At 72.1% G+C, this 25,370-nt stretch carries 25 protein-coding genes; 14 read left to right on the top strand and 11 right to left on the bottom strand.

The genetic code is table 11. From position 1 onward, the window contains the following. Positions 1-49: 49 nt before the first annotated feature. Both C4U03_RS02935 and C4U03_RS02930 read right to left on the bottom strand, forming a co-directional pair. Positions 50-859: a helix-turn-helix domain-containing protein gene (locus C4U03_RS02935; RefSeq protein WP_103936009.1), complete on the bottom strand. Its 810-nt coding sequence runs from the start codon at positions 857-859 to the stop codon at positions 50-52. 73 nt (positions 860-932) lie between these two features. Continuing rightward, positions 933-1,571 carry a pyridoxamine 5'-phosphate oxidase family protein gene (locus C4U03_RS02930; protein ID WP_103936008.1) on the bottom strand — a complete coding sequence of 213 codons (639 nt, stop codon included), beginning with the start codon at positions 1,569-1,571 and terminating at the stop codon, positions 933-935. A 245-nt stretch (positions 1,572-1,816) separates the two neighbouring features. On the opposite strand from C4U03_RS02930, the gene C4U03_RS02925 reads away from it, so the two are divergent. The 5 genes from C4U03_RS02925 (at position 1,817) to C4U03_RS02905 (ending at position 7,601) form a co-directional block, all read left to right on the top strand. Continuing rightward, on the top strand, positions 1,817-2,977 hold the full coding sequence (locus C4U03_RS02925) for a sensor histidine kinase (RefSeq protein WP_235017596.1): 1,161 nt from the start codon (positions 1,817-1,819) through the stop codon (positions 2,975-2,977). Further along, the gene (locus C4U03_RS02920) at positions 2,974-3,663 is read left to right on the top strand and encodes a response regulator transcription factor (protein WP_103936006.1); all 690 of its coding nucleotides are present in this window, start codon (positions 2,974-2,976) and stop codon (positions 3,661-3,663) included. Before C4U03_RS02925 ends, C4U03_RS02920 begins: the two co-directional genes overlap by 4 nt. 120 nt (positions 3,664-3,783) lie before the next feature. Beyond that, positions 3,784-4,680 (top strand): ABC transporter ATP-binding protein, encoded by an 897-nt coding sequence (locus tag C4U03_RS02915; protein ID WP_103936005.1) that lies wholly within the window; start codon positions 3,784-3,786, stop codon positions 4,678-4,680. Further along, positions 4,677-5,453: an ABC transporter permease gene (locus tag C4U03_RS02910; protein ID WP_235017594.1), complete on the top strand. Its 777-nt coding sequence runs from the start codon at positions 4,677-4,679 to the stop codon at positions 5,451-5,453. Before C4U03_RS02915 ends, C4U03_RS02910 begins: the two co-directional genes overlap by 4 nt. Before the next feature lie 93 nt (positions 5,454-5,546). Continuing rightward, the gene (locus C4U03_RS02905; protein ID WP_103936004.1) at positions 5,547-7,601 is read left to right on the top strand and encodes a molybdopterin-containing oxidoreductase family protein; all 2,055 of its coding nucleotides are present in this window, start codon (positions 5,547-5,549) and stop codon (positions 7,599-7,601) included. Between the two features lie 82 nt (positions 7,602-7,683). Here the strand turns inward: C4U03_RS02905 and C4U03_RS40990 are convergent, their stop codons facing one another. Then, the gene (locus C4U03_RS40990) at positions 7,684-7,830 is read right to left on the bottom strand and encodes a GPGG-motif small membrane protein (RefSeq protein WP_200826990.1); all 147 of its coding nucleotides are present in this window, start codon (positions 7,828-7,830) and stop codon (positions 7,684-7,686) included. A 142-nt stretch (positions 7,831-7,972) separates the two neighbouring features. After that, positions 7,973-10,144: an anthranilate synthase component I gene (locus C4U03_RS02900; RefSeq protein WP_103936003.1), complete on the bottom strand. Its 2,172-nt coding sequence runs from the start codon at positions 10,142-10,144 to the stop codon at positions 7,973-7,975. A gap of 260 nt (positions 10,145-10,404) precedes the next feature. Between C4U03_RS02900 and C4U03_RS02895 the strand changes: the two genes are divergently transcribed. Beyond that, complete coding sequence (locus C4U03_RS02895) at positions 10,405-10,962, top strand: VOC family protein (protein WP_103936002.1); 558 nt, start codon at positions 10,405-10,407, stop codon at positions 10,960-10,962. Between the two features lie 119 nt (positions 10,963-11,081). Beyond that, entirely contained in the window at positions 11,082-11,720 is a 639-nt protein-coding gene (locus C4U03_RS02890) for a carboxymuconolactone decarboxylase family protein (RefSeq protein WP_103936001.1), read from the top strand. A 132-nt stretch (positions 11,721-11,852) separates the two neighbouring features. Here the strand turns inward: C4U03_RS02890 and C4U03_RS02885 are convergent, their stop codons facing one another. Continuing rightward, complete coding sequence (locus C4U03_RS02885; protein WP_103936000.1) at positions 11,853-12,203, bottom strand: DUF6285 domain-containing protein; 351 nt, start codon at positions 12,201-12,203, stop codon at positions 11,853-11,855. A 52-nt stretch (positions 12,204-12,255) separates the two neighbouring features. On the opposite strand from C4U03_RS02885, the gene C4U03_RS02880 reads away from it, so the two are divergent. The 3 genes from C4U03_RS02880 to C4U03_RS02870 all read left to right on the top strand — a co-directional run bounded on the left by C4U03_RS02880 (position 12,256) and on the right by C4U03_RS02870 (position 14,880). Next, positions 12,256-13,449: an acyl-CoA dehydrogenase family protein gene (locus tag C4U03_RS02880; RefSeq protein ID WP_103935999.1), complete on the top strand. Its 1,194-nt coding sequence runs from the start codon at positions 12,256-12,258 to the stop codon at positions 13,447-13,449. A 254-nt stretch (positions 13,450-13,703) separates the two neighbouring features. Beyond that, positions 13,704-14,267, top strand: coding sequence for a hypothetical protein (locus tag C4U03_RS02875; protein ID WP_103935998.1), 564 nt, complete (start codon positions 13,704-13,706; stop codon positions 14,265-14,267). Beyond that, entirely contained in the window at positions 14,254-14,880 is a 627-nt protein-coding gene (locus C4U03_RS02870; RefSeq protein ID WP_235017592.1) for a class F sortase, read from the top strand. Before C4U03_RS02875 ends, C4U03_RS02870 begins: the two co-directional genes overlap by 14 nt. Positions 14,881-14,890: 10 nt before the next feature. On the opposite strand, the gene C4U03_RS02865 is transcribed toward C4U03_RS02870, so the two are convergent. The 5 genes from C4U03_RS02865 to C4U03_RS02845 form a co-directional block, all read right to left on the bottom strand. Continuing rightward, a complete protein-coding gene (locus C4U03_RS02865; RefSeq protein ID WP_235017590.1) occupies positions 14,891-15,877 on the bottom strand; it encodes a phosphotransferase family protein in 987 nt (328 codons plus the stop codon). A 134-nt stretch (positions 15,878-16,011) separates the two neighbouring features. Next, complete coding sequence (locus C4U03_RS02860; protein WP_103935997.1) at positions 16,012-16,617, bottom strand: TetR family transcriptional regulator; 606 nt, start codon at positions 16,615-16,617, stop codon at positions 16,012-16,014. 201 nt (positions 16,618-16,818) lie between these two features. Further along, entirely contained in the window at positions 16,819-18,048 is a 1,230-nt protein-coding gene (locus C4U03_RS02855; RefSeq protein WP_103935996.1) for an acyl-CoA dehydrogenase family protein, read from the bottom strand. A gap of 114 nt (positions 18,049-18,162) precedes the next feature. Further along, positions 18,163-19,170 carry a glucosyl-3-phosphoglycerate synthase gene (locus C4U03_RS02850; RefSeq protein ID WP_200826989.1) on the bottom strand — a complete coding sequence of 336 codons (1,008 nt, stop codon included), beginning with the start codon at positions 19,168-19,170 and terminating at the stop codon, positions 18,163-18,165. 122 nt (positions 19,171-19,292) lie between these two features. After that, positions 19,293-20,729 carry an XRE family transcriptional regulator gene (locus C4U03_RS02845; RefSeq protein WP_103935995.1) on the bottom strand — a complete coding sequence of 479 codons (1,437 nt, stop codon included), beginning with the start codon at positions 20,727-20,729 and terminating at the stop codon, positions 19,293-19,295. Positions 20,730-20,879: 150 nt separating this feature from the next. Between C4U03_RS02845 and aceA the strand changes: the two genes are divergently transcribed. From aceA to C4U03_RS02825, 4 genes are all read left to right on the top strand, one after another. Further along, positions 20,880-22,175 carry an isocitrate lyase gene (aceA, locus tag C4U03_RS02840; RefSeq protein WP_103935994.1) on the top strand — a complete coding sequence of 432 codons (1,296 nt, stop codon included), beginning with the start codon at positions 20,880-20,882 and terminating at the stop codon, positions 22,173-22,175. Positions 22,176-22,315: 140 nt separating this feature from the next. After that, positions 22,316-23,104 (top strand): ABC transporter permease, encoded by a 789-nt coding sequence (locus C4U03_RS02835; RefSeq protein ID WP_200826988.1) that lies wholly within the window; start codon positions 22,316-22,318, stop codon positions 23,102-23,104. After that, positions 23,097-23,900, top strand: a complete 804-nt coding sequence (locus C4U03_RS02830; RefSeq protein ID WP_103935992.1) for an ABC transporter permease — start codon at positions 23,097-23,099, stop codon at positions 23,898-23,900. The genes C4U03_RS02835 and C4U03_RS02830 overlap by 8 nt, the downstream gene beginning before the upstream one ends. Positions 23,901-23,903: 3 nt before the next feature. Further along, positions 23,904-24,863, top strand: coding sequence for an ABC transporter ATP-binding protein (locus C4U03_RS02825; protein ID WP_103935991.1), 960 nt, complete (start codon positions 23,904-23,906; stop codon positions 24,861-24,863). Between the two features lie 5 nt (positions 24,864-24,868). On the opposite strand, the gene C4U03_RS02820 is transcribed toward C4U03_RS02825, so the two are convergent. Next, the gene (locus C4U03_RS02820; RefSeq protein WP_200826987.1) at positions 24,869-25,360 is read right to left on the bottom strand and encodes a hypothetical protein; all 492 of its coding nucleotides are present in this window, start codon (positions 25,358-25,360) and stop codon (positions 24,869-24,871) included. Between the last annotated feature and the right edge of the window lie 10 nt (positions 25,361-25,370).

Below are 25,370 nucleotides of genomic sequence, written 5' to 3'. Positions count from 1 at the left end.
CCCGGAAACGGTGTCTATCACGGACGTTCCGGCGCGCCGACGGCGGCCCTCACCCGCCGGCGCGCTCGCGCAGGAAGTCGGCGGTCGGCCGGTCGGCCGGATAGAACGACTCGATGGCCAGCTCGGCGACCGTGATGTCCACAGGCGAGCCGAACGTGGCGATGGTGCTGAAGAACGACAGCACCCGGTCGCCGGAGCGGATCCGCAGCGGCACGAACACCTCGTTGCCGGTGGGCATCTCGAACGGGGACTCCGTCTCCGCCTCGGTCACCGGGTAGTCGCGCAGCTCCTGGTAGAGCCGGGCCAGCGACTCGTCGGCGGTGAGCGCTACGTGCCGCCGCACCCGGTCCACCATGTGGGCGCGCCACTCCCCCAGGTTGATGATGTCGCGGGCCATGCCGGCGGGGTGCATGCTCAGCCGCAGCACGTTCACCGGCGGCTCCAGCAGCTCGGGGGTGGCCCTCTCCGTGAAGAGAGCGGCAGCGGCGTTGGCGTCGATGAGGTTCCAGAAACGGTCCACCACTACCGCCGGGTACGGCTCGTGCCCGGTGAGGACCTGCCGCAGCGCCGCCCGCACCGAGTCCATCCTCGGCTCGTCCATCGAGGTCTCGGCGTACACTGGCGCGTACCCGGCCGACACCAGCAGCAAGTTGCGGTCCCGCAGCGGCACGTCCAGGTGCTCGGCCAGCCGCAGCACCATCTCCCGGCTGGGCGCCGACCGGCCGGTCTCCACGAAGCTCAGATGGCGGGTCGAAACGTCGGCCTCCAGCGCCAGCTCCAGCTGGCTGAGCCTGCGCCGCTGCCGCCACGCCCGCAGCTGCTCACCGACGGGCCGCACGTCACCCAGCGAGGTCGTCATCGTCGTCACGGCGACGACGCTACCGGGGGGCGATCATGACGGCGATTACCCGCCGGGTAACGGGCGGTACGGCTCACTTGTGGACGTACAGGCTCTTGGCGTACTCCGCTCCGTAGTAGCGTTCGAGCTCCTCCAGCGTCTCCTCGGTGTTCATGACGCTCTTGGTGATGGCGGCGTGGGACGGCAGGGCGCCGGGGTCCCAGGTCTCCGGCCGCCACAGGTCCGAGCGCAGGAACGCCTTGGCGCAGTGAAAGAAGATCTGCTCGATCTCCACCACGAGCGCCAGCCGGGGCCGGTGGCCCTTGACGACCATCGCGTCGAAGAAGGGAGCGTCGCTCAGCAGGCGGGCCCTGCCGTTGATGCGCAGGGTCTCGCCCCGCCCCGGCACCAGGAAGATCAGGCCGACCCGGGGGTTGGCCAGGATGTTGCGGAAGCCGTCGACGCGCCGGTTGCCCGGCCGGTCCGGGACGGCGATGGTGGTCTCGTCCAGGACGTGGACGAAGCCGGGCGGGTCGCCCTTGGGCGAGACGTCGCAGTTGCCCTCGGCGTCGGCGGTGGCGATCAGGCAGAACGGCGAGGCGGCCAGCCATCTGCGGTCCATCTCGTGCAGCCGGGCGCGCTCCTTGGCGACCGCCCGGGGCATCGGGGTGCCGAGCAGCTCCCGCAGCCGCGCCTCGGAGGCGACCTCCACGAATCCGGTGTCCGATGCCATGCGTCCTCCGCTCGGGGTGATCGGCTGATGGGGCTAGTCTGCGGGAGGCCACCGCCTTTACGTTGTAGATTTTTTGTGAGGCGGCGGCATCGGCGACGCCGGCATCCGCTGGACGGCGCCCAGGACCGTCCCGATGCCCGCCACTTCTTCCCATGACCCTCGGCCGCCCGGGGCAGACCAAAGTCGATGCGGCCATCGACGGGTGGGCACTGCCCGCCCGCCCGCGGGCGCCGTACGGTTGGCCCGTGTCGCGACGATCGTCCCGGGAGCGGGCCGCAGAACTGGCCTACATCAGCCTCGGATCACTGGTGGGCTCGCTCTTCGTCTTCGTCGTGTACACCGATCCCGACTCCCAGGGGTTGCCGCCGATCGGGTACGAGGCGGCCGCCGCCGCGGTGTTCGCCCTGCTGGCGCTGGCCCTGCGGCGGCGGTGGCCCGTCGCCCTGGCCGTGGTGTGCCACCTCGGCGGCATCGTCTCCGTGGCCGGGATCGGCTTCGCCGCCATGGCCGTGTTCAACCTGGCCGTCCACCGGTCATGGCGCGTCACCGGCGCGCTCGCCACCACCCACCTCCTGCTCATCGGCGCGCTGTGGCGACTGGACGAGACCACGAACCCGCGGGACTACTGGGAGGGCGTGCTCACCGTCGCGCTGCTGCACATAGCGCTGGTGGCCATCGGGCTGCTGGTCCGCTCGCAGCGGCGGCTGGTGCTGGCGGCGCAGGAACGCGCCCGGCAGGCCGAGGAGGGCCAGCGGCTGCGCGTGGAGGAGGCCCGCCACCACGAGCGGGAGCGGCTGGCCCGCGAGATGCACGACGTGCTGGCCCACCGGATCTCGCTGCTGGCCGTGCACGCCGGGGCGCTGGAGTACCGCGGCAACCTGCCCGAGGAGGAGGCGCGGGCGGCCAAGGTGATCCGGCAGTGCGCCCACGACGCGCTGGAGGACCTGCGCGAGGTGATCGGCATGCTCCGCGACGACCCCGGCGACAACGGGGAGCGGCCGCAGCCCACGCTCACTGACCTACCGGCGCTGATCGAGCAGTCCCGGCAGGCCGGGGCGCACGTCACGCTGCGGGACCGGATCGCCGACCCGCCTGCGGTCCCGGCCCGGGTCGGCCGGCACGCCTACCGGATCGTCCAGGAGGGACTGACCAACGCGCGCAAGCACGCGCCGGGCACCCACGTCCGGGTCACGGTGGAGGCGGTGCCCGGCGAGGGACTGACGGTCGAGGTGGCCAACCCGCTGCCGGTGGGCGGCTCCCCGGCGGGACCGACCGTGCTGCCCGGCGCCGGGGCCGGGCTGATCGGGCTGCGCGAGCGCGTCGGCATCGTCGGCGGGCGACTGGAGCACGGCCGCACCCCCCAAGGCGACTTCCGGCTGCGCGCCTGGCTACCGTTGCAGCCATGAGCCCCCCGGTCCGAGTCCTGATCGTCGACGACGACGCGCTGGTGCGGCTGGGCCTGTCGATGATGCTGGCCGGGGCCGACGACCTGGCGGTGGTGGGCGAGGTCGCCGACGGCGCCGAGGTGATCGGCGCGGTCAATGAGCACCGGCCCGACGTGGTGCTGATGGATATCCGGATGCCGCGGCTGGACGGGCTGGCGGCCACCGAGCGGCTACGCGCCCGCCGGGACCCACCGGAGATCATCATCATGACCACCTTCGACACCGACGAGCACATCCTGCGGGCGATGCGCGCCGGGGCGGGCGGCTTCCTGCTCAAGCACACCCCGCCGGAGCAGATCGTGCGGGCGATCCGGCAGGTGGCGGCCGGGGAGCCGATCATGTCCCCGTCGGTGCTGCGCCGGATGATGAGCTATGTGGGCGACCTGGCCGGTGCCCCGCCGGACCCGCGGCGCGAGCGCGCCCGGCAGGCGTTGGCTCGGCTCAGCCCGGGCGAGCGGGCGGTGGCCGCGCTGGTCGGCCGGGGCCTGGCCAACGGCGAGATCGGCCGGGAGCTGTCGATGAGCGTGGCGACCGTGAAGGCGTACGTGTCCCGGCTGCTGGCCAAGCTGGAGCTCAACAACCGGGTGCAGGTCGCGCTGCTGGTGCACGACGCCGCGCTGGAGGACGAGCCGCCCGCCCCGGCCTGAGCCGTCGACCTGGGTCGACCGGAGCCCAGACCTGGGTCGGTGGGAGTCCGGACCTGAGTCGGCGCGGCGTCGACCGGTGGCCGACGCGCGGGCCGCTCCCCCGCCGCCAGCCTGGACGGCATGATCGAAGTCAGTGAGCTCACCAAGCGGTATGGGGACGTGGCGGCCGTGCGGAACGTGTCGTTCCGCTGCGAGCCGGGCACCGTCACCGGCTTCCTCGGCCCGAACGGCGCGGGCAAGTCGACCACGATGCGGATGATCTGCGGACTGACCCCGCCCACGTCCGGCTCGGCCGCCGTGCTGGGCGTCCCGTACCGGCGCATCGCCAACCCGGGGCGGCACGTCGGGGTGCTGCTGGACGCCGCCGCGCAGCACTCCGGCCGCACCGGCCGCGAGACGCTGGCACTGTCCGCGCAGGTCCTGGGCGTGGACCGGGAGCGGGCCGGGCGGATGCTGCGGGAGGTCGGCTTGCCGCCCGCGGCCGCGCGCCGCCGGGTCGGCGGATACTCCCTGGGCATGCGCCAGCGGCTGGGCATCGCCCTGGCGCTGCTCGGCGATCCCCGGGTGCTGATCCTGGACGAGCCCGCCAACGGCCTGGACCCCGAGGGCATCCACTGGATGCGCACCCTGCTGCGGGGCTTCGCCGACCGGGGCGGGACGGTGCTGCTGTCCTCGCACCTGCTCCGCGAGGTCGAGGCCGTCGCCGACCGCTTCGTCGTCATCTCCGGCGGCCGGATCGTCGCCCAGGGCGACAAGGGGGAACTGCTCACCACGTCCGGCGGCACGTTCGTGCGCGGGCTGGACCCCGGAGCGCTGGAGACCGCGCTGGCGGAGGCGGGGCTGGCCGCGCGGCGCTGTGGCCCCGACGCCTTCACCGTCGAGGCGGACGCCGAAGCGGTCGGCCGCGCCGCCGCCAAGGCCGGCGCCGTCCTGCTGGAGTTGCGCTCCGCCGGGGAGGGCGGCCTGGAGGAGCTGTTCCTGTCCCTGACCGCCGAGCCGAAGGAGAACGCCCGATGACCGCCATGATTGTCGCGGTGGACCGGCCCGCCGGCCCGTCCCTGTTCACGCTGGCGCTGGTCGAGCTGCGCAAGATGGTCGACACCCGGGCCGGGCGCTGGCTGCTGGCGTTCGTCGCCCTCCTCGGGGTCGCGCTGGTGGGCGTGGTGCTGTTCGCCGCACCCCGCCACATCCGCACGATGCCCGAGCTCTACAGCGCCTCCCTGGCCGGTGTGGGCATCCTGCTGCCCGTCGTCGGGGTGTTGTCGGTGACCAGCGAGTGGTCGCAGCGGACCGCGCTGGCCACGTTCACGCTGGTGCCCGGCCGCGGCCGGGTCCTGGCCGCCAAGGTGGTCGCCGCCTCGCTGCTGGCCGCGGTGTGCGTGGCGGCCTGTGCGGTCGCCGCCTGGGCGGGCCGGGCGCTGGGGGCGGTGCTGGACAGGACCGACGCGGGCTGGGGCGTCCCGCCGCAGATGCTCGCCACCACGCTGCTGGCCGCCGTCCTCGGCGTCCTGGCGGGCGTGGCGTTCGGCATGGTGTTCCTGAACTCGCCGCTGGCGATCGTGATGAGCTTCCTGCTGCCGATCGCCTGGTCGGTATTGGGCGAGACCGTCTCGGCGCTGGAGGGGGCGGCGCAGTGGCTCGACACCGGCCGCACGACGGCGCCGCTCGTCGAGGCCGGCGGTCGGCTGACCCCGCGGGCGTGGGCGCAGCTGGCGACCTCTCAGGCGGTGTGGCTGCTGCTACCGCTGCTCATCGGCTTCTTCCGGGTGACCCGCAGGGAGGTGAAGTGACCCGCCCCCGAGTGTCCGGGACGGCGTTCCGGACGCCCCTAAGGTAGGTGATGCCCGTTTCCCATTGACGCCCATGAGCAGGAGGCTCCGACGATGACCGGTCCGCTGAAGGTTCTCGGGGCGTGCCCGCTGGACTGTCCCGACACCTGTTCGTGGGAGGTCACCGTCGAGGACGGCAGGGCGGTGCGGCTGCGCGGCAACGGGGAGCATCCGTTCACCCGCGGCGCGCTGTGCGCGAAGGTCAATCGCTGGCTGGAACGCGCCGAAGCGCCCGACCGGATCCTGTATCCGCTGCGCCGCGTCGGCCGCAAGGGCGAGGGCCGGTTCGAGCGGATCGGCTGGGACGAGGCGCTGGAGGAGATCGCCGGGCGGCTGCGCGGGATCATCGACGAGCACGGCGGCGAGGCGATCTGGCCGTACTGGGGCACCGGCACCCTCGGCTGGATCCAGGGGATGAACGGCCAGGCCGGGCAGCGCCTGTTCAACGTGCTGGGCGCCTCCCGCCACCACCCCTCGATCTGCTCGATCGCCGGCGGCCACGGGCTGGTCTACACCACCGGCACCTCGGCCGGCATCGACCCCGAGACGCTGGCGCTGTCCAAGCTGATCCTGCTGTGGGGCACCAACACCCTCACCAGCGGCCACCACCTGTGGAAGTTCGTCCAGGACGCCCGGCGGGACGGCGCCCACGTGGTGGCGATCGACCCGATCCGCACCCGTACCGCCCGGCAGGCCGACGAGCACCTGGCCCCGCTGCCCGGCACCGACGCGGCGCTGGCCCTGGGCCTGATGAACGTCGTCGTCGGGCTCGGCGCCGAGGACCGGGAGTTCCTGGCCGAAGGCACCCTCGGGTGGGAGGAGTTGCGCGAGCGCATCGCCGCGTTCCCGCCGGGACGGGTCGCCGGCATCACCGGCGTGCCCGCCCGGGACATCGTCGCCCTCGGCGAGCGGATCGCCCGCACCCGGCCGACCGCCATCCGGGCCACCATGGGCCTGCAGCGGCACGCCGGGGGCGGCGCCACGCTGCGGACCCTGGCCTGCCTGCCGGCGGTGACCGGCGACTGGGCCCGGCCCGGCGGCGGCCTGTCGTACTCCACCGACGACCACTATCCGATCGACCAGGCGGCGCTGTTCCGCGACGACCTGCGGCCCGCCATGACCCGCAAGCTGTCCATGACCCGTATCGGCGAGGCCCTGCTGGACCTGGACGACCCGCCGGTGCGGGCGCTGTTCGTGATCGCCGCCAATCCGGCCGCCAGCGCCCCGCACCAGTCCAAGATCCGCCGGGGGCTGGCGCGCGAGGACCTGTTCACCGTCGTGCTGGAGCACTTCCCCACCGACACCGCCGACTACGCCGACATCGTGCTGCCGGCCACCATGCAGCACGAGCACGCCGACCTGCACAACGGCTACGGCCACCTTTACCTGTCATGGAACGAGCCCGCCGTGGCGCCGCCCGGCGAGTGCCTGTCCACCACCGAGACGTTCCGCAGGCTGGCCCGGCACCTGGGGCTGGACGAGCCGGCCCTGTACGACTCCGACGAGGAACTGGCCGAGCAGGCCCTCGGCTCCGGGGACCCTCGGCTGACCGGCATCACGCTCGACCGGCTGCGCAAGGAGGGTTTCGCGCGGCTGGCGGTGCCCGACCCGTTCGTCCCGTTCGCCGACGGTTTCCCGACGCCCTCGGGGAAACTGGAGTTCGTCTCCGAACGCGCCGCCATGGCGGGCCACGACCCGGTGGCCGGATACGTCCCCCCGGCCGAGCCCGCCGATCCGGAACGGGCCCGGCGCTACCCGTTGTCCCTGATCTCCTCGGCGTCCCACCACTTTCTCAACACCACGTTCGCCAACAATCCCGAACTGCGCCGGCGGGCCGGTGGACCACGGGTGGTGCTGCACCCCGACGACGCCGCCGCCAGGGGCATCACCGACGGGCGGCGGGTACGGGTGACCAACGACCGCGGCACCCTGGAGGCGGTGGCGGAGGTGAGCGACGCGGTACGGCCCGGCGTGGCCGCCACCACCAAGGGGCACTGGCCGAAACTGTCCGGCGGCGCCAACCCCAACGCGCTCGTCGACGAACGCGACTCGGACATGGGCGGCGGTGCCGTCTACCACGACACCCGCGTCCAGATCACCGCCCTGTAGCGAGAATTGGAAACGGCCCCCCGGTCCACGTGGGAACCACGGGACGGGAGGGCCGTTGTTTTGTGCGGAATCGGCAACCGCGTCATCCGAAGATGCTCACGCCACCGGGCCCGACCAGCAGCCCCACGACGATCAGCACGATTCCCCACAGAATGTCGCGCCGGGCGACGATGACGTAGATGCCGGCGACCACCAGGACGACCGCGAGCAGCCAGAGCAGGGTGTACACGGGGGCTCCTTCTTTCTTGGTTCAGTTGAGCGATGCGCACCCGGAATGCCCGGCACATCCCGAATCAAACCGATTCGCGTCCTACCTGCGCGAACATTCTCTCCACAGGCCATACCACCAGGCCGCCGCCGCGAATCCGGGATCAGCCCGCCGGCGCCGTCCGCTCGCGGCACAGGCGCAGGACGTTGGCGATGACGCGGTGGCCGGCCCGGCCGCCGGCGGTCAGGATGGATTCGGGGTGGAACTGCACCGCCCACCGGCGGGTGGCCGGGTCCTCGATCGCCATGACCACGTCGCCGGTCAGCGCGGTCACCTGGAAGCCCCGCACCCGGTCGGGAGTGGCGTGCAAGGAGTGGTAGCGGGCCGCGACGAACTCGTCCGGCAGTTCCTCCAGCAGCCGCCCGCCGGCCACCTTCACCCGGCCGGGCTTGCCGTGCCAGGGCTCGGGCAGCAGCGCCAGCTCGCCGCCGGCGTGCTCCACCAGGGCCTGCAGGCCCAGGCAGACCCCGAAGACGGGCAGGTCGCGCTCGCGCAGGGCGTCCAGCAGGGCGGCGGTGTCGAAGTCGGCCGGGCGGCCCGGGCCCGGGGACAGCACGACCAGGTCGGGCGACAGCTCGTCCAGCAGCCGCTGCGGGAAGCCGTGCCGCAGCGTGACCACCTCGGCGCCCTGCTGGCGGAAGTAGTCGGCCAGCGTGTTGACGAAGGAGTCCTCGTGGTCGACCAGCACCACCTTCAGGCCCTCGCCCGGCAGCGGCTCGCCTGCGGCCTCCGCCGCGACCGGCGGCTGCTCGTCACCGGCCAGGGCGCGCAGCAGGGCGCTGGCCTTCAGATGGGTCTCGCGCTCCTCCTCGTCCGGGTCGGAGTCGTACAGCAGGGTGGCGCCGGCCCGGACGGTGGCGACGCCGTCCCGGATCTGGGCGGTGCGCAGGGTCAGGCCGGTGTTCATCGAGCCGTCGAAGCCGACGAAGCCGACCGCTCCCCCGTACCAGCGCCGGGGGGTCTCCTCGTGGTCCTCGATGAACTGCATCGCCCAGGTCTTGGGGGCGCCGGTGACGGTGACCGCCCACATGTGGGTGAGGAAGGCGTCCAGGGCGTCGAAGCCGGGCCGCAGCCGCCCTTCAATGTGGTCGACCGTGTGGATCAGCCGTGAGTACAGCTCGATCTGGCGGCGGCCGATCACCCGGACGCTGCCAGGGACGCAGACGCGGGCCTTGTCGTTGCGGTCCACGTCGGTGCACATGGTCAGCTCGGACTCGTCCTTGGCCGAGGACAGGATGGTACGGATCTGCTCGGCGTCCTCCAGGGCGTCGGCGCCGCGCCGGATCGTCCCGGCGATCGGGCAGGTCTCCACCCGGTCACCGCTCACCCGGACGAACATCTCCGGAGAGGCGCCGACGAGGTACTCGCCGTCGCCGAGGTTGAACATGAACTCATACGGGGCCGGGTTGGTCTCGCGGAGCCGTTCGAAGAAGACCACCGGCGAGTCGCAGCGCCCGTACATGGCGTGGCTGGGGGTGACCTCGAACAGGTCACCGTCGATGAACTTCTGCTTGGCGTCGCGGACCATCTGCGCGTACACGCCGGGCACCGGCTGCGGCGGCAGTTCGGCGGCGACGGCCACCGGGGTGTGCTCGGTGGCGCGCGGCAGCCCCACGGTGGTGGTGTCCCCGATGATGAAGTCGTAGGACATGCGGTGCGAGGTCTCGCGCTTGCGGTCCACGACGGTCAGCTCATCGGCCAGGTGCAGCACCAGGTCCCGCTGGTCGTCGGGGCGAGTGTGACCGAGTCGCAGCGGCTCGAACTGCAGCGACAGGTCGTAGCCGAACGCGCCGTACAGGCCCAGGTGCGGATCGTCGCAGCGGAACAGGTCGACCAGGGCGCGCAGCGTGGTGAAGACGGTGGGCTGACGGCTGCGCTCCTCCTCGGTGAAGAACTCCTCGGTGGGCGGCACGAACACCTCGCACACCGCGCCGGCCTCCTCGGCGATGACCTCGCCGGTGCCGCGCATCACCTCGGCCATGGCCGGCAGCACCACCCGGCCGCGGGTGTTGAGGGCGCGGGCCGAGATCCGCCGGCCCCGGGCGACGACCTCGACGCAGGGGTCGACGTAGGCCATGTGCCAGCGGCTATAACGGCCCGGATATTCCATGCCGGAACTGAGCACGCCGCCGCGCCGCTCCCCCACCGAGGCGACGAGGGCGTCGAGCACGTCGGACTTGCGCCCGGGGTCGACGGGAGTGGCGGTGCGGAGCACCCGCACGCCGCCGGCGGTCAGGTACTCGCGGGTCTGGGGTCGCTGTGCGTCGGTCTCCACCGTGGTGGCCCTTCGGTCTTCAGGCCCCGCCCGGCGCTCGCGAACGCGAAAACGACCGCCGGATGGGGGGCGGTCGCTGGCTGTCGGACATGCACGAACCGGCGCCGCCTCAGCGACGCCACCACCACTGGTGCCGTGCGGTTCGCATAGTGGCACCAGGTTAGCGCATGCCCACCCGGCGGCGACCCGAACTGGGTTCTATTCGCCGGGGAACCCTGAAAGGATGACCGAAAGGACTCACTTACGTGAGGTGACGGAACATGAGTGCGGTCAACGACGAGTTCGAACTGCGCGGGGTCAACCACCTGGCGCTGGTGTGCCGCGACATGAAGCGGACGGTGGACTTCTACCAGGGCGTGCTGGGCATGCCGCTGATCAAGACCATCGAGCTGCCCATGGGCTGGGGCCAGCACTTCTTCTTCGACTGCGGCGGCGGCAACGCGCTGGCCTTCTTCTGGTTCCCCGACGCCCCGGAGCCGGTGCCCGGGGTGTCGGCGCCCAGGGGCCTGCCCGACCGGGGCGAGTTGCTGTCGGCGGTGGGCTCGATGAACCACATCGCCTTCGACGTGCCGGCCGAGCGGATCGAGGAGTACCGGGACAAGCTGATCGCCAAGGGCGTCGACGTCGGCGTGATCCTCAACCACGACGACAGCGAGTTCGGGGTGGCGCCCGAGATGCACGAGGGGGTGTTCGTACGTTCGATCTACTTCCGGGACCCCGACGGCATCCTGGTGGAGTTCGCGGCCTGGACCCGGGAGCTGAACTCCCCCGACGACGTCCGCCACGAGCCCAGGACCGCCGCCGACCGCACCGTCTGACGGCCGTCCCCGCAGGTGCGGGGCCGAAGCGGCCGGAACGCCCGGTAACCGGTGGACCGTCGGTCCGTCCCCGCGTGCGCGGGGCCCACCAACTTCCTCTCTGACAAGGACACCTGCTGATGCCCAGACTCCGCCAGGTCAGCCGCGCCGAGGCCACCGACAAGCTCGTTCTCTTCTTCTACGACCGGCTGTTCGGGGAGGACCGCGACCCGGTGGCCGAACCCGGCACCGCCACGGGCAGTCCCGGTGACTGGTGGACCGTTTTCGCGCTGGACCCAGCGATCTTCAAGCACTGCGTGCAGGGTTTCAACGTCTACCGCAACGTCAAGCTCGACCCGGTGCTGCGGGAGCTGGGGCAGACGCGGGCCGGCTGGGCGCGCGGCAGCCAGTTCGTGTTCTCCCAGCACTGCAAGCAGATGCGGGCGCTGGGGGTGCCGGACGAGAAGGTGCAGGCGGTGGCGCACTGGGAGGTGTCGGACCTGTTCGACGAGCTGGAACGGGCGGTGCTGGCCTACACCGACGCGCTGGTGCTGGGCGGCGGCCGGGTGCACGACGAGGTGTTCAACACGCTCAAGAAGCACCTGCCCGACGAGCAGATCCTGGAGCTGACCTACACCACCTGCCTGTACGAGATGCACGCGACGATGTCCAGGGCGCTGCGGACCGAGTTCGACGACCGGGACGACCCGATCGTGGAGGTGCCCGCGCCCGAGGGCTACGGCGCCCGCGACATCGCCGACGACATCACCGGCGGCTGACCCGCGGCGTTCCGCAGGCGGACTCGATGCTCCCGGATCCCACACCCATGCGCCGGACCCGACGCGTCCACACGCAGGACCCGATGCGTCCAAGCGCCTGGTCCGACGCGTCCATGCGCCGGGTCGACGCGTCTACGCGCCGGGTTCGGCGTAGCCGGGGTTGGCGACGGCGAGCTTGTCGCGCACCGTGTCCCGCAGGGCCGCCTTGAGCTCGGCGTACCGGTCGTCGAGCGCGCCGGAGCGGATGGCGGCGGCCAGCGCGGCGTCGTCGTCGAACCCGAGCGCGGCCAGGCGTTCGCGGTGGGCGGCCCGCTGGGCGGGGCCGTGCTCGAGTTCCCGCTCGACCATGCCCAGCACGTTCACCGCCACCAGGCCGTGGAAGCGGGCGCGTCCCTCCAGTCCGGCCAGGACCTCGCGCTCCAGGAACTCGCGGACCGCGGCGACCAGCTCACCGGCGGACGGGGCGTCGTGCGGCGGGGCCATCGCGCCTCACCTCCATCTTGAACAGAATTCGATTCTAAACCGAGGAGGATCCATGGGCTTCGAGGTGCCCGCATCCGTGCGTCCGATCCGCGACGCGGTGTACGCCTTCATGACCGAGCGCGTCGAGCCGGCCGAACCCGTGCTGCGCCGGGGGGACCGGGATTCCGCCGCCCTGCTGGCCGAGCTGCAACGGCAGGCCAAACAGGAAGGGCTGTGGGCGCTGGGCCACCCCGAGGAGCTGGGCGGCGGCGGCCTGCCGTTCCTGGACTACGTGTACGTCAACGAGGTGCAGGGCCGCAGCGAGTTCGGACAACTCGCCCTCGGCACGTTCACCCTGCAGGACTCGCTGATGCTGCACCGGCACGCCAGCGCCGAGCAGCGCGAGCGTTACCTGCGCCCGCTGGTCCAGGCGGAGATCTACCCCAGCTTCGCGATGACCGAGCCGGGCATCTCCAGCTCCGACCCCACCCAACTCACCACCACCGCCACCCTCGAAGGGGACGAGTGGGTGATCCGGGGCCGCAAGTGGTTCACCACGCTCGCCGACCGGGCCGCCTACACCACCGTGATGTGCCGCACCGAACCGGAGGGGACGGTCCCCCATCTGTCGTTCAGCATGATCCTGGTGCCGACCGACACCCCCGGTTACACGATCGTGCGCGACACCCCGGTGCTGGGCCTGGACGGCGGTCACTGCGAGGTGCTCTACGACGAGGTGCGGGTTCCGGCGCAGAACCTGCTCGGGCCGCGCGGGCACGGCTTCGTGATCGCGCAGGAACGGCTGGGACCAGGTCGGATCTTCCACTGCATGCGGTGGCTGGGGCAGGCACAGCGGGCCTTCGACCTGATGTGCGCCCGGCTGCACGAGCGCTCGGCGTTCGGCGGGCCGCTGGCCGACAAGCAGCTCATGCAGCAGCACGTGTTCGACTCCTACACCGAGATCCAGGCCGCCCGGCTGCTCACGCTGCAGGCCGCCCACCGGATCGACGCCGGCGACCAAGCACGGGTGGAGATCGGGGCGATCAAGGTGGCGGGCGCGCGGATGCTGCACAACGTCATCGACCGGGCCGTCCAGGTGCACGGGGCGCAGGGACTGACCGACGACACCCCGCTCGGCCGCATGTACCGGCACGCGCGGGAGGCCCGGATCTACGACGGTCCCGACGAGGTGCACATCACCACCACGGCGCGGCGCATCCTCAAGGAGTACGCGCAGGGCCGCAACTGGGAGTTCGGCCTGCGCTGACCCGTTCCTCCGGCAGCCCCTGGAGTGCCGGGCCAGGCGACCCTTGCCCCACCGCAACCCCGTTATCGCCTTCTGACCTGGTTCTCCGAGGCCCCCGCGGTCCCGTCCCGGCACACTGGTATAACTGAAAGACACAGATCGAACACCAAGAGTGATCGAAGCTGGTGTGCCGGGCCCGTCCGGCCGCCGCCGGGGACCCACCTCGCCGGCGGCGGGGCGCGGCCCCGCCCTCCGGCGGTCTCATCGGGGGAAACGTGCGCGTCAAGACCATCGCCGCCGGTACGGGAGCGGCGGCCGTCCTGCTGCTGCCTGCACCGTCCGCGCTGGCCGCGGCGGCCACGGCGGCCGCTGACATTGACATCGATATCGACATCGAGCCCGGCTACGCCATGGCCGAGGAGACGGTCACCGTCGTCGGCACCTGCGACCGCACCGGGGACGACACGGTGCGGATCGTCAGCCAGGCACTGAACGGCAAGTCCGTCAGGGTGGACTCCGAGGGGCGGTACCGGGTCCCCGTCACCGTGCGCCGCGTCGGCGAGGGCACCTACACGGTGACGGCGATCTGCGAGCCGTCCATGACCTCGGCCAGCGACAGGTTCCGCGTCAGGGACGGGATCTCCGGCGGCGGGTTCTCCGGGAGCACCGAGAGCGAGCAGGTCGACTATCCGCGCGGCGGCGCGGGGACCGGGGGCGGCGGGACCGCCGAGAACACCGGTGGCGGCCGTCCCTCCGCCGGCTCGACCCTGCTCCTCGGCACGGTGATCGCCGCCGTGATCGGTGGCGTGGTGCTCGTCCGCCGCCGTGGCAAGGCCTAAGAACGCCGAGTACCTCGCCGCGGTCGTGCTGGCCGTGACGGCCGCGGTGGCCTGGGGGCACGGCTCGCCCGAAGACCAGCGGACAGGGCAGGTCCACGACGGCCCGCGCGCCCTGTGGCACATCCCCGATGGCGAAGCGATGCCGGCCTCCGCACCGGTACGGCTGGAAATCCCCCGCCTCGGGGTACGGGCCCCCGTACTGCCGGTCGGCAGGAACCGCGACGGGACCGTGGAGGTGCCGCCGCTGCACCGGCCGCGTCATGTCGGCTGGTACCGGCACGGCCCGGCGCCCGGATCGCGCGGCGCGGCCGTCCTGCTCGGCCACTACGACGACCTGCGCGGCCCGGCGGTCTTCTACCGGCTGGGCGAGGTACGGCCCGGGGACGTCGTCCGGGTGGTGCGCCGTGATCGCAGCGTCGCGGTGTTCGCTGTGGACGCCACCGAGCAGGTCCCCAAGGAGGGATTCCCCGGCCGGCGCGTCTACGGCCCGGTCCGCTACGCCGGGCTGCGGCTGGTCACCTGCGGCGGGACGTTCGACCACGCCCGGCGTTCCTACAGCGACAACGTCGTCGTGTACGCCCATCTGACCGGGCGCGAGCGGATACGACGTTGAGCGGAGCCGATCAGGGCATCATCTGCAGCAGGTCCCACTCGTTCTCGGCGACCCGCCGCCCGATCGCGGCCAGCTCGACCGAACGCTCGGACCCGTCCAGGTGCCGCCGGGCCTGCATGAGGCAGATCACCGCCCAGCGCAGCACCCCGTACATCTCCCACCAGCGCAGCGCGTCCCGATCGACGCGCACGCCGCCGGCCTCCTCGTAGGCTTCGACGAGCTGGTCGTAGGGCCCGAAGCCGCCGACCGGCTCGGCGGCACCGAACCGCCACGCCCGCACGCACAGCCAGCCCAGGTCCTCCAGCGGGTCGCCGATGTGGGCCAGCTCCCAGTCCAGGACGGCGCGCACCCCCTCGGGACCTATGACGAGGTTGCCGTTGCGGAAGTCCCCGTGGACCAGCGCAGGCGGGTGGGGCGGCGGCCGGTCGGCCTCCAGCCGGCGCAGCGCGAACTCCAGGACGGGATGCGGCTCACCGGCGGCGTCCAGCAGGTCGCGCCAGCGGCCGAGCCCGTCGTCCCGCTCCAGCCCGGGGACGGCGGTGACGGGAACGGAGTGGACGGCGGCCAGGATCCGCCCGCACTCGGCGGCCAGCCGGGACCGTGTCCCGGCCAGCGCCGGGTCGCGCAGGATCCGGCGCGGGATGGTCTCGCCCTCGACCCGTTCCATCACCACGAACTCCGCGCCCAGCGGGCCTTCGGCGGTCCCGTCGACGATCACCTCGGGGCTGGGCACCCCGGCCCGGCGGGCCGCCCGCATCAGCGCCGCCTCCCGGGGCAGCGGACCGCCGGAGAACCCGGCCGCGGGGGTGGCCAGCCGCAGGACCAGGGGGTGCGCCCGGCCGGACGCGGTGACCGCGTCGAACACGCAGGTGATCCGGGAGGCCCCGCCGGCGGCCCGGCGCAGCCCCGCCACCTGAACATCGGGCCCGTACCGCTCGGCGAGCAGTTCCGCCAGGGGCGCGACGATCTCCCGCAGGTCCACGCTGCCGCCTCCCACCCGCGTAAGTGACCGGTTACGAGACTATCCTGGCAGCCTCTCCTCGATCTTGGAACCACCCTGACGGCCTGTCCCCATCTTGGAACCACCCTGACGGCCTGTCCCCATCTTGGAACCACTCTGACGGCCTGTCCTCAGTCCTGGACTGGCACGCCGGGTGGCGGGGCCGACGCCGCCGGCAGGCCGACCAGAATCAGGTCGGCCAAGGCGTCCACCACGGTCGCGCGGGACACCTCCGGATGGTCCAGCCACCAGTCGCCCGCGGTCTGCACCATCCCGATCACCGCGTGCCCCCACACGTAGGCGCGGGCGGGGTCGGCCAGCTCGGATTCGGCCATCAGCACCTTGGCCAGTTCCTGGCTCAGCCCGCGGATCATCGTGCTCATCGCGCTGTGCGTGGCCGCGTCCTCCGCGCTGGCGCGGTGCATGAGGAACCGGTACAGCTGCAGGTTCTCGGAGATGATCGCCAGGTAGGTGTCGATCGTCGAGCGGATCCGGTCCCGTTCGGAGCCGGGGCCGTGGAAGCCCTCCAGGATCGCCTCGACCAGCCGGCGGGTGTGCCGCTCGGCCAGCGCCTGGTACAGGCCGGACTTGTCGCCGAAGTGCCGGTAGAGGATCGGCTTGCTGATCCCCGCCTCGGCGGCGATGGCGGCCATGGACGCGCCGGGGCCCTCCAGCCGGATCACCCGGTCGGCCGCCTCCAGCAGGGCCCGCCGCCGGTCGGGGTCACGCGTGCTCATCGCCTGCCTCGCTCACCATGGAACGCTCCTTAGTCAGCCCTCGCCGGCACTGCCGATCGCCGGCCGCCGGCGACCCGTCCGCGCGTCACCGGATGGCGAGTCGATCATCCATCGTTCCCGGGGGAACACGAAGCGCGCCCCGCCCGGAACGCTCCGGGCGGGGCCGGTCGGCAGGTGCGGCGGCGTCCCGCCGCGCCCACGTCAGCGGATCGGCAGCCCGGTGACGGTGCGGCCGATGACCAGGCGCTGGATCTCGCTGGTGCCCTCGAAGATCGTAAAAATCTTGGAGTCGCGGTGCATCCGCTCCACCGGGTAGTCCCGGGTGTAGCCGTTGCCGCCCAGGATCTGGATGGCCTCCTCGGTGACCCGCACGCTCATCTCGCTGGCGAACAGCTTGGCCATCGACCCCTCGGCGTTGTCGAAGTCCCGGCCGTTGCGGGCCATCCAGGCGGCCCGCCACACCAGCAGCCGGGCCGCGTCCAGCTGGGTCTTCATGTCGGCCAGCTTGAACGCCACGGCCTGGAAGTCGCCGATCTTGCGGCCGAACTGCTCGCGCTCCTGGGCGTACTGCAGGGCGTACTCGTAGGCGGCGCGCCCGACGCCCAGCGCCATGGCGCCCACGCTGGGCCGGGTGGTCTCGAAGGTCTTCAGCGCGGCCTGCCCCTTGGCCCGCTTGCCCTCGCGGACCCGGGCGATGCGCTCGTCGAACCTGTCCTTGCCGCCGACGATCAGGCGGCCGGGGATGCGCACGTCCTCCAGGACGACCTCGGCGGTGTGGGAGGCGCGGATGCCGTGCTTTTTGAACTTCTGCCCCTGCCGCAGGCCCGGGGTGTTCGGCGGGATGATGAAGCTGGCCTGGCCGCGGCTGCCCAGGTCGGGGTGGACGGAGGCGACGACCACGTGGACGTCGGCGATGCCGCCGTTGGTGGCCCAGGTCTTGGTGCCGTTGATCACCCACTCGTCGGCGGCCTCGTCGTAGACCGCGCGGGTGCGGATGGAGCCCACGTCGCTGCCGGCGTCCGGCTCGGAGGCGCAGAAGGCGCCCAGCCGGACGTCGCCGGGGCTGCCGAACATCTGCGGCACCCACTCCATGGTCTGCTCGTCGGTGCCGACCGCCGCCACCGAGGCGGCGGCCAGCCCGGTGCCCACGATGGACAGCGCGATGCCGGCGTCCCCCCAGAACAGCTCCTCGAACGCCACCGGGATGCCCAGGCCGGTGGGCTCCAGCCACTGGGTGGCGAAGAAGTCCAGGGAGTACAGCCCCACCTTGGCGGCCTCCTGGATGATGGGCCAGGGGGTCTCCTCCCGCTCGTCCCACTCCTCGGCCGCCGGGCGGATCACGTCCTTGGCGAACTCGTGGACCCACTGCCTGACCTCGGCGACGTCCTCGCTGAGGTCGAGCGAGAAGGGCACCGCCTCGCTGCTCGTCATCGCTTATTGACCCTTTCTCCAACACGTGTGTTACCAACGGTAGCACCCAGAACGACCTTCGGGTTACCACTGGTAACACATGGGCGGAGAGAGCGGCGGGGACACGGCGGCGGGTCAGCGCTCCGGCAGCAACGAGCGGCCCGTCCCGGCGTAGCCGGGGACCTCGATCATCGGCGGGCGCTCCTGCACCCCCACGTCGTTGACCCGCACGTCGTGCCCGGTGCCGGTGCGCTGGAACCAGGCCAGCGCGGTCGCCGGATCCTCCAGCGGCAGCATCCGGCCGTGCCGCTGCAGCCGCGACCAGGCGGTGAGCATGATCTGGCCGGACATGGCCGCCAACGCCTCGGTGGACTGGTGCGAGTGCACCCGGTCGCCCAGGTCCACCTGTGCCAGCGCGTCCAGCCCGGAGTCGGCGAAGACGTCCAGCAGCAGCCCCAGCTCCACGCCGTACCCGGTGACGAACGGCAGCCGCTCCAGCAGTGAGCGGCGCCCGGCGTACTCGCCGCCCAGCGGCTGGAGCACCCCGGCCAGCGCCGGCCAGTGCAGGTTGATCAGCGGCCGGGCGACCAGCTCGGTGACCCGGCCGCCACCGCCGTCCACCCGGGTGCCGCCGGTGACCAGCGGCCGGTCGTAGCAGCCCTTGACGTAGCCCACCGAGGGGTCGGTCAGCAGCGGGCCCAGCAGTCCGGTGACGAAGTGCGGGGAGAAATTGCGCAGGTCGGCGTCGACGAAGACGATCAGGTCGCCGGTGGTGGCGGCCAGCGACTTCCACAGCGCCTCGCCCTTGCCCGACATGCGCGGCAGCTCCGGCAGCACCGCGTCCTGGGCGACCACCTCGGCCCCGGCCGCGGCGGCCACCTCGGCGGTGCGGTCGGTGGACCGGGAGTCGATCACCACGATCTCGTCGACCAGCGGCGCCCGCTCCACCAGCTCCCGGCGGATCGCGGCGACGATCGTGCCGACCGTCTCCTCCTCATTGCGGGCGGGCAGCACGACGCTGATCCGTCCCTGGCCGGGCCCGGTGACCGCCTGTGCGGCCTTGGCCGCCAGGAGCGTCTCCACGGGCCAGTCCGCCGCCGTACTCGTCCGGCGGCGCATCCACATGGTGGCCTCAGTCAGCACGCGCACTCCCTCCGCAGGTGAACGACCTCCCTAAGGGAAACCCACATCGCAGCGGATCCAGTACCAGGGGGAACGATCCAAGTCATTCGTCCCAAAGAGTTAACAACCACACAACACACCGGTTACCCCTGGGCGTGCCGGTCCAGGAACTCGTAGACGTCCGCGTCGTCCACGCCAGGGAAGGCGCCGGGCGGCAGCACCGACAGCACGTGGGAGTGGGCGCGCGCCGACGGCCAGGCCATGCCCTCCCAGCGCTGCGCCAGCTCGGCCGGCGGGCGCTGGCAGCAGTCCCCGTCCGGGCAGGAGGACCTGACCCGGTTGGTGGTCTCCCGGCCCCGGAACCAGCGGGAGTCCTCGAAGCGCACGCCGAGCGTGATGGCGAAGTCCCGCTCGTGGCTGGGGTCGATGTGCGACAGGCACCAATAGGTGCCATTGGGGGTGTCGGTGTACTGGTAGTAGACCGAGAAGCGGTCGGGCGCGGCGAACACGTGCCGCCCGGCCCACTGCCGGCACATCCGCTGCCCCTCGATGGCGCCGTCGGAGTCCTGCGGGAAGATCAGCCCGTCGTTGGCGTACGCCTTGTAGATGGTGCCGCTCTCGTCGTTCTTGGTGAAGTGCGACTGCAGGCCCAGGTGGTGGGTGGCCACGTTGGTGAAGCGGTGCGCGGCCATCTCGTACGACACCGAGAACACGTCGGCCAGGTCCTCCACCGACAGCTCGCGGGCGGCCTTGGCCTCCTGCAGGTAGGGCACCACGGCCGACTCCGGCATGAGCATCGCTGCGCCGAAGTAGTTGGCCTCCACCCGCTGGCGCAGGAAGTCGGCGAAGTCGCGGGGCACGTCGTGGTCGAGGGCGATGTGCCCGAGGGTCTGCATCAGGATGGTGCGCGGGGTGTGCATCCCGAGCTGCTCGCGCTCCAGGTAGATCCGCCGGTTGCGCAGGTCGGTGACGGACCGTACCGAGTGCGGCAGGTCCTGGACATAGCGCAGGTCGAAGCCGAAGTGCTGCACCAGCGACATCAGCATGCCCTGCGAGACCGCCCCGCCCCGGTAGCCGACCGCGCCCAGGGTGCGCGCGGCGACCTGCTCGATCTCACCGAAGTAGTTGCCGCGCTCGTGCATCTGGCGGCGTAGCTCGGCGTTGGCCTTGCGGGCCTCCTCGGGGCTGGCGGTGGGCTTGGTGCGGCTGCGCTTGAGCTCCTCGTACAGGGCGAGGATGTGCTCGATGACGTCGTTGGGCATCCGCTTGCCGACCTTGAGGTACGACAGGCCCAGCGACTGGTACAGCGGGTCGCGCTGCGCCTCCTCCAGGGCGATCTCCAGTTGGGCGCGGCGGCTGGGCGGCTGGCGCCGCAGCAGCTCCTCGACCGGCACCTCCAGGGCGGCGGCCAGCGACTGCAGCAGCGACAGCTTCGGCTCGCGGCGGCCGTTCTCCAGCAGGGATAGCTGGGAGGGGGCCCGGCCGACCTTCGCGCCCAGGTCCGACAGGGTCATACCGCGCGCCCGCCGCAGGTGACGCAGCCGCTGTCCGAAGGTGACGAGATCTACGTCACTCGACAAGTTCAGTGGTTCTTCCGTTCGCAAGGTCGCCACGGCTTCATGATACAGAAACTTTTTCCAATCTTCTGTTACTTCCTAGTACATCTCGGGCTGGACACCGGGGCACACTCGACGCAAGCACCCAGGGGACGACACCAGAAGGGCACCGACATGACTGACAGTCGCCTCAAGGGCGCCGCCGAGGAACTGCAGCGCCAGTGGGACACCGACCCTCGTTGGAAGGGCATCGAACGGACCTACACGGCCGAGGACGTCGTGCGGCTGCGGGGTTCGGTCCAGGAGGAGTTCACCCTGGCCCGCCTCGGCGCCGAGCGCCTGTGGAAGCTGCTGCACGAGGAGGACTACGTCCACGCCCTCGGCGCGCTGACCGGCAACCAGGCCGTCCAGCAGGTCAAGGCCGGCCTCAAGGCCATCTACCTGTCCGGCTGGCAGGTCGCCGGGGACGCCAACCTGGCCGGGCAGACCTACCCGGACCAGAGCATCTACCCGGCCAACTCGGTGCCGGCCGTGGTCCGCCGGATCAACAACGCGCTGCTGCGCGCCGACCAGATCCAGTGGTCGGAGGGCAAGGGCGACACCCACTGGCTGGCCCCGATCGTGGCCGACGCCGAGGCCGGCTTCGGCGGCGTGCTCAACGCCTTCGAGCTGATGAAGGGCATGATCGCCTCCGGCGCCGCGGGGGTGCACTGGGAGGACCAGCTGGCCTCCGAGAAGAAGTGCGGCCACCTGGGCGGCAAGGTCCTCATCCCGACCGGCCAGCACATCAAGACCCTCAACGCGGCCCGCCTGGCCGCCGACGTCTCGGGCGTCCCGTCCCTGATCATCGCGCGGACCGACGCCGAGGCCGCGACCCTGATCACCACCGACGTGGACGAGCGCGACCGCGAGTTCCTGACCGGCGAGCGCACCGCCGAGGGCTTCTACCGGGTCCGCAACGGCATCGAGCCCTGCATCTCCCGGGCGCTGGCCTACGCGCCGTACTCCGACCTCATCTGGATGGAGACCGGCACCCCGGACCTGGAGCTGGCCCGCAAGTTCGCCGAGGCGGTCAAGGCCGAGTACCCCGACCAGATGCTGGCCTACAACTGCTCGCCGTCGTTCAACTGGAAGAAGCACCTGGACGACGCCACCATCGCCAAGTTCCAGCGCGAGCTGGGCCACATGGGCTTCAAGTTCCAGTTCATCACCCTGGCGGGCTTCCACGCCCTCAACTACTCGATGTTCGACCTGGCGCACGGTTACGCCCGCGAGGGCATGACCGCCTACGTGGACCTGCAGGAGCGCGAGTTCGCCTCCGAGGGGCGCGGCTACACCGCCACCCGCCACCAGCGCGAGGTCGGCACCGGTTACTTCGACCTGGTCAGCACGGCGATCTCGCCGAACTCGTCCACGACGGCGCTCAAGGGCTCCACCGAGGACGAGCAGTTCTTCGACAAGGCTCACTGATCGAGAACCTGGTCCAGGCCGGCTGAGGGACCCCTCCGGACGCTCCTCCGTCCGGAGGGGTCCTTCCGCGTCCGGACGCCGCGCCGCTGTGTGACATGTGGCATGGAACGGTCCCGGCAGCTGTTCTAGATTCGTCGAAAGTGAGCGTCTATCCGTGGGTGGCGGCCTACGCCTTCCGCCGCCACGCCACCTACTGGCTGGGGGCGGTCGCCGAAGCCGTCACCAACACGATGTTCGGGTTCGTGCGCGCCTGGATCGTGCTGGCCCTGTGGGGCGCCCGGCCCGCCCTGGGCGGCTACGACGCCGCCGACGCGGTGACGTTCTGCTTCCTCACCCAGGCGCTGATCGGGCCGGTGCAGGTCTTCGGCGGGCTGGAGCTGACCCAGCGGATCCGCTCCGGCGACGTGGCCATCGACCTGCACCGCCCGGTGGACCTGCAGGGCTGGTGGCTGGCCGACGACCTGGGCCGGGCCGGGGCCGCTCTGCTGCTGCGCGGCGCGCTGCCGACGCTGGCCGGCGCGCTGGCCTTCGACCTGCGGCTGCCCGGCCCGGCCGGGTGGGCGGCGTTCGCGGTGGCGGTCGTGCTGGCGGTGGTGACCGGGTTCGGGCTGCGGTACCTGGTGGCCCTGGCGATGTTCTGGCTGCACGACGACCGGGGGCTGCAGGCGGTCGCGCTGGTGGCGTCGATGTTCTTCTCCGGCATGCTCCTGCCGCTGGTGGCCTTCCCCGGATGGCTGGGCACCCTCGCGCAGGCGCTGCCGTGGGCGGCGCTGATCCAGGTCCCCGCCGACGTGCTGCTGGGCCGCTACCAGGGCGCCGAACTGGCGGCGGCCTACGGGTTCCAGGCGCTGTGGGCGGTGGTGCTGCTGGGCGCCGGGCGGGCGCTGACGGCCGCGGCCCGCCGCAGGCTGGTGATCCACGGTGGCTGACGCGCTGCGGCTGTACGCGCTGCTGATCTGGACCTGGATCCGGGCCGCCGCGCAGTTCCCGGTGTCGATGGTGCTGCTCGGGCTGGCCTCGGCCGCGGTGGCCGCGCTGGACATGGTCGGGATCATGCTGCTGTTCGCGCACACCCCGCGCATCGCCGGGTTCACCGCGCCAGAGGTGCTGTTCCTGTACGGCACCTCGGCGATGTCGTTCGTGGTCGCCGACGTGCTACTGGGCGGCACCGAGCGGCTGGGCGAGCACGTGCGGCAGGGCACGCTGGACACCATGCTGGTCCGCCCGGTCAGCCCGCTGATCCAGATCGCCACCGAGGACTTCTCACCCCGCCGGATGGCCAAGCTGCTGCCGCCGGTGGTGGTGCTCGCGTTCGTGCTGCCCCGGCTGCCGGCGGACTGGACGGCGGGGCGGGTGGTCATGGTGCCGGTGATGCTGGTGTCCGGGACGGTGATCTTCGCGGCGCTGTGGGTGCTGACCGCCTCGGTGCAGTTCGTGGTGATCGACGTGCACGCGGCCACCAAGTCCGTCACCTACGGCGGCGCGTTCCTCACCCAGTACCCGATGAGCCTGTACGCCCGCGACTTCGTGCGCGGGATGACGTTCACGATCCCGCTGGCCTTCGTCAACTGGCAGCCGGCCCTGTACGTGCTGGACCGTCCCGACCCGCTGGGCCTGCCGGCGGCCCTGCGGTTCGCCGCGCCCGCGGTCGCCGTGGCACTGTGCGCGGTGGCGGCGCTGGCCTGGCGGGCCGGGCTGCGCCACTACCGATCGACGGGGAGCTGAGCCTTGATCGAGGTCACCGACATCCACAAGACGTTCACGGTCCGCACGCGGACGGGTCGGCTGCGGCGGCGCCGCACCACCGTGCGCGCGGTGGACGGCATCTCCTTCACCGTGGCGCCCGGCGAGTTCGTGGGCTACCTGGGGCCGAACGGGGCGGGCAAGTCCACCACCATCAAGATGCTGACCGGCATCCTGTCCCCCGGCTCCGGCACCGTCCGGGTCGCCGGGCTGGACCCGTCCCGGCGCCGCACCGCCCTGGCCCGGCGCATCGGCGTGGTGTTCGGGCAGCGCACCACCCTGTGGTGGGACCTGCCGCTGCGCGACAGCCTCACCCTCATCCGGCACCTGTACCGGGTGGAGGCCGGCGCGCACCGGCGGCGGCTGGCCGAGCTGACCGAACTACTGGACCTGGGCCCGTTCCTGTCCACCCCGGTACGGCAGCTGAGCCTGGGCCAGCGGATGCGCGGCGACCTGGCCGCCGCACTGCTGCACGACCCGCCGATCCTGGTGCTGGACGAGCCCACCATCGGGCTGGACGTGGTCAGCAAGGCGACCGTGCGCGGCTTCCTGGAACGGGTCAACACCGAGCGCGGCACCACGATCCTGCTCACCACCCACGATCTGGGCGACATCGAGCGACTGTGCCGCCGAGTGATGATCATCGACCACGGGCGGCTGGCCTACGACGGCGACCTGGACCGGCTGCGGGCCGCCGTGGCGGCCGACCGGGTGCTGGTGGTGGACCTGGAGCGCCCGGCCCCGCCGGTGCGGCTGGCCGGGGTCGTCGTCGAACGGGTGGAGGGCCCGCGGCAGTGGCTGCGGGTGCCGCGCGAGATGAACGCCGCCGCCGTGGTGGCCGCGCTCGCCGACCGCTATCCGATCGCCGACATCGCCCTGCGCGAGCCCGGCATCGAGGAGGTGGTCACCCGGCTCTACCGCGACGGCGGCCGGGTCACGGCGTGAGCGGCTCAGAAGAACTCCGGCTGGCGCCGGCCGCTCGTGGGCTCCTCGTCGTAGTCCGCGTAGTCCGCGTGGCCGCCGGGGTCCTCGCCGGGGTGCCGGCCCGCCCAGCGGCGCGGCGCGCCCGCCGGCACCAGCAGCACGAAGCCCAGCAGGGCGAAGACCCCCGTGCCGAGCAGCATCCGCAGGCCGCTGTCCACCGTGGCGTCCAGCGGCCCCTGCGGGGGCAGTTCCGAGGGCAGCGCCAGCGCGCGGTCGGGCGCCACGAAGAAGTACACCGACCAGCCGATGAGCGTCAGCGCCGGGACCAGCGACAGCAGCGGCGACGCCCACCGGGAGACCACCACGACACCGGCCACCAGGCCCACCGCGGCCATCAGCGCGACCCCGCCCCGCAGCCGGGTCTCGTCGGTGATCTCCCGGGCGACCGGGTCGAAGGATCCGGCGGCCTGGGCGAACGACCACGACACCCCGTAGATCAGTGCCGGTGTCAGCAGCACACCGCAGAGA

The sequence above is a fragment of the Thermomonospora echinospora genome (genome assembly GCF_900108175.1).
In the GTDB taxonomy this organism is placed as follows: domain Bacteria; phylum Actinomycetota; class Actinomycetes; order Streptosporangiales; family Streptosporangiaceae; genus Thermomonospora; species Thermomonospora echinospora.
The sequence above is the reverse complement of the archived record's forward strand: the minus strand, read 5'-3'. Positions and strand labels throughout refer to the sequence as shown.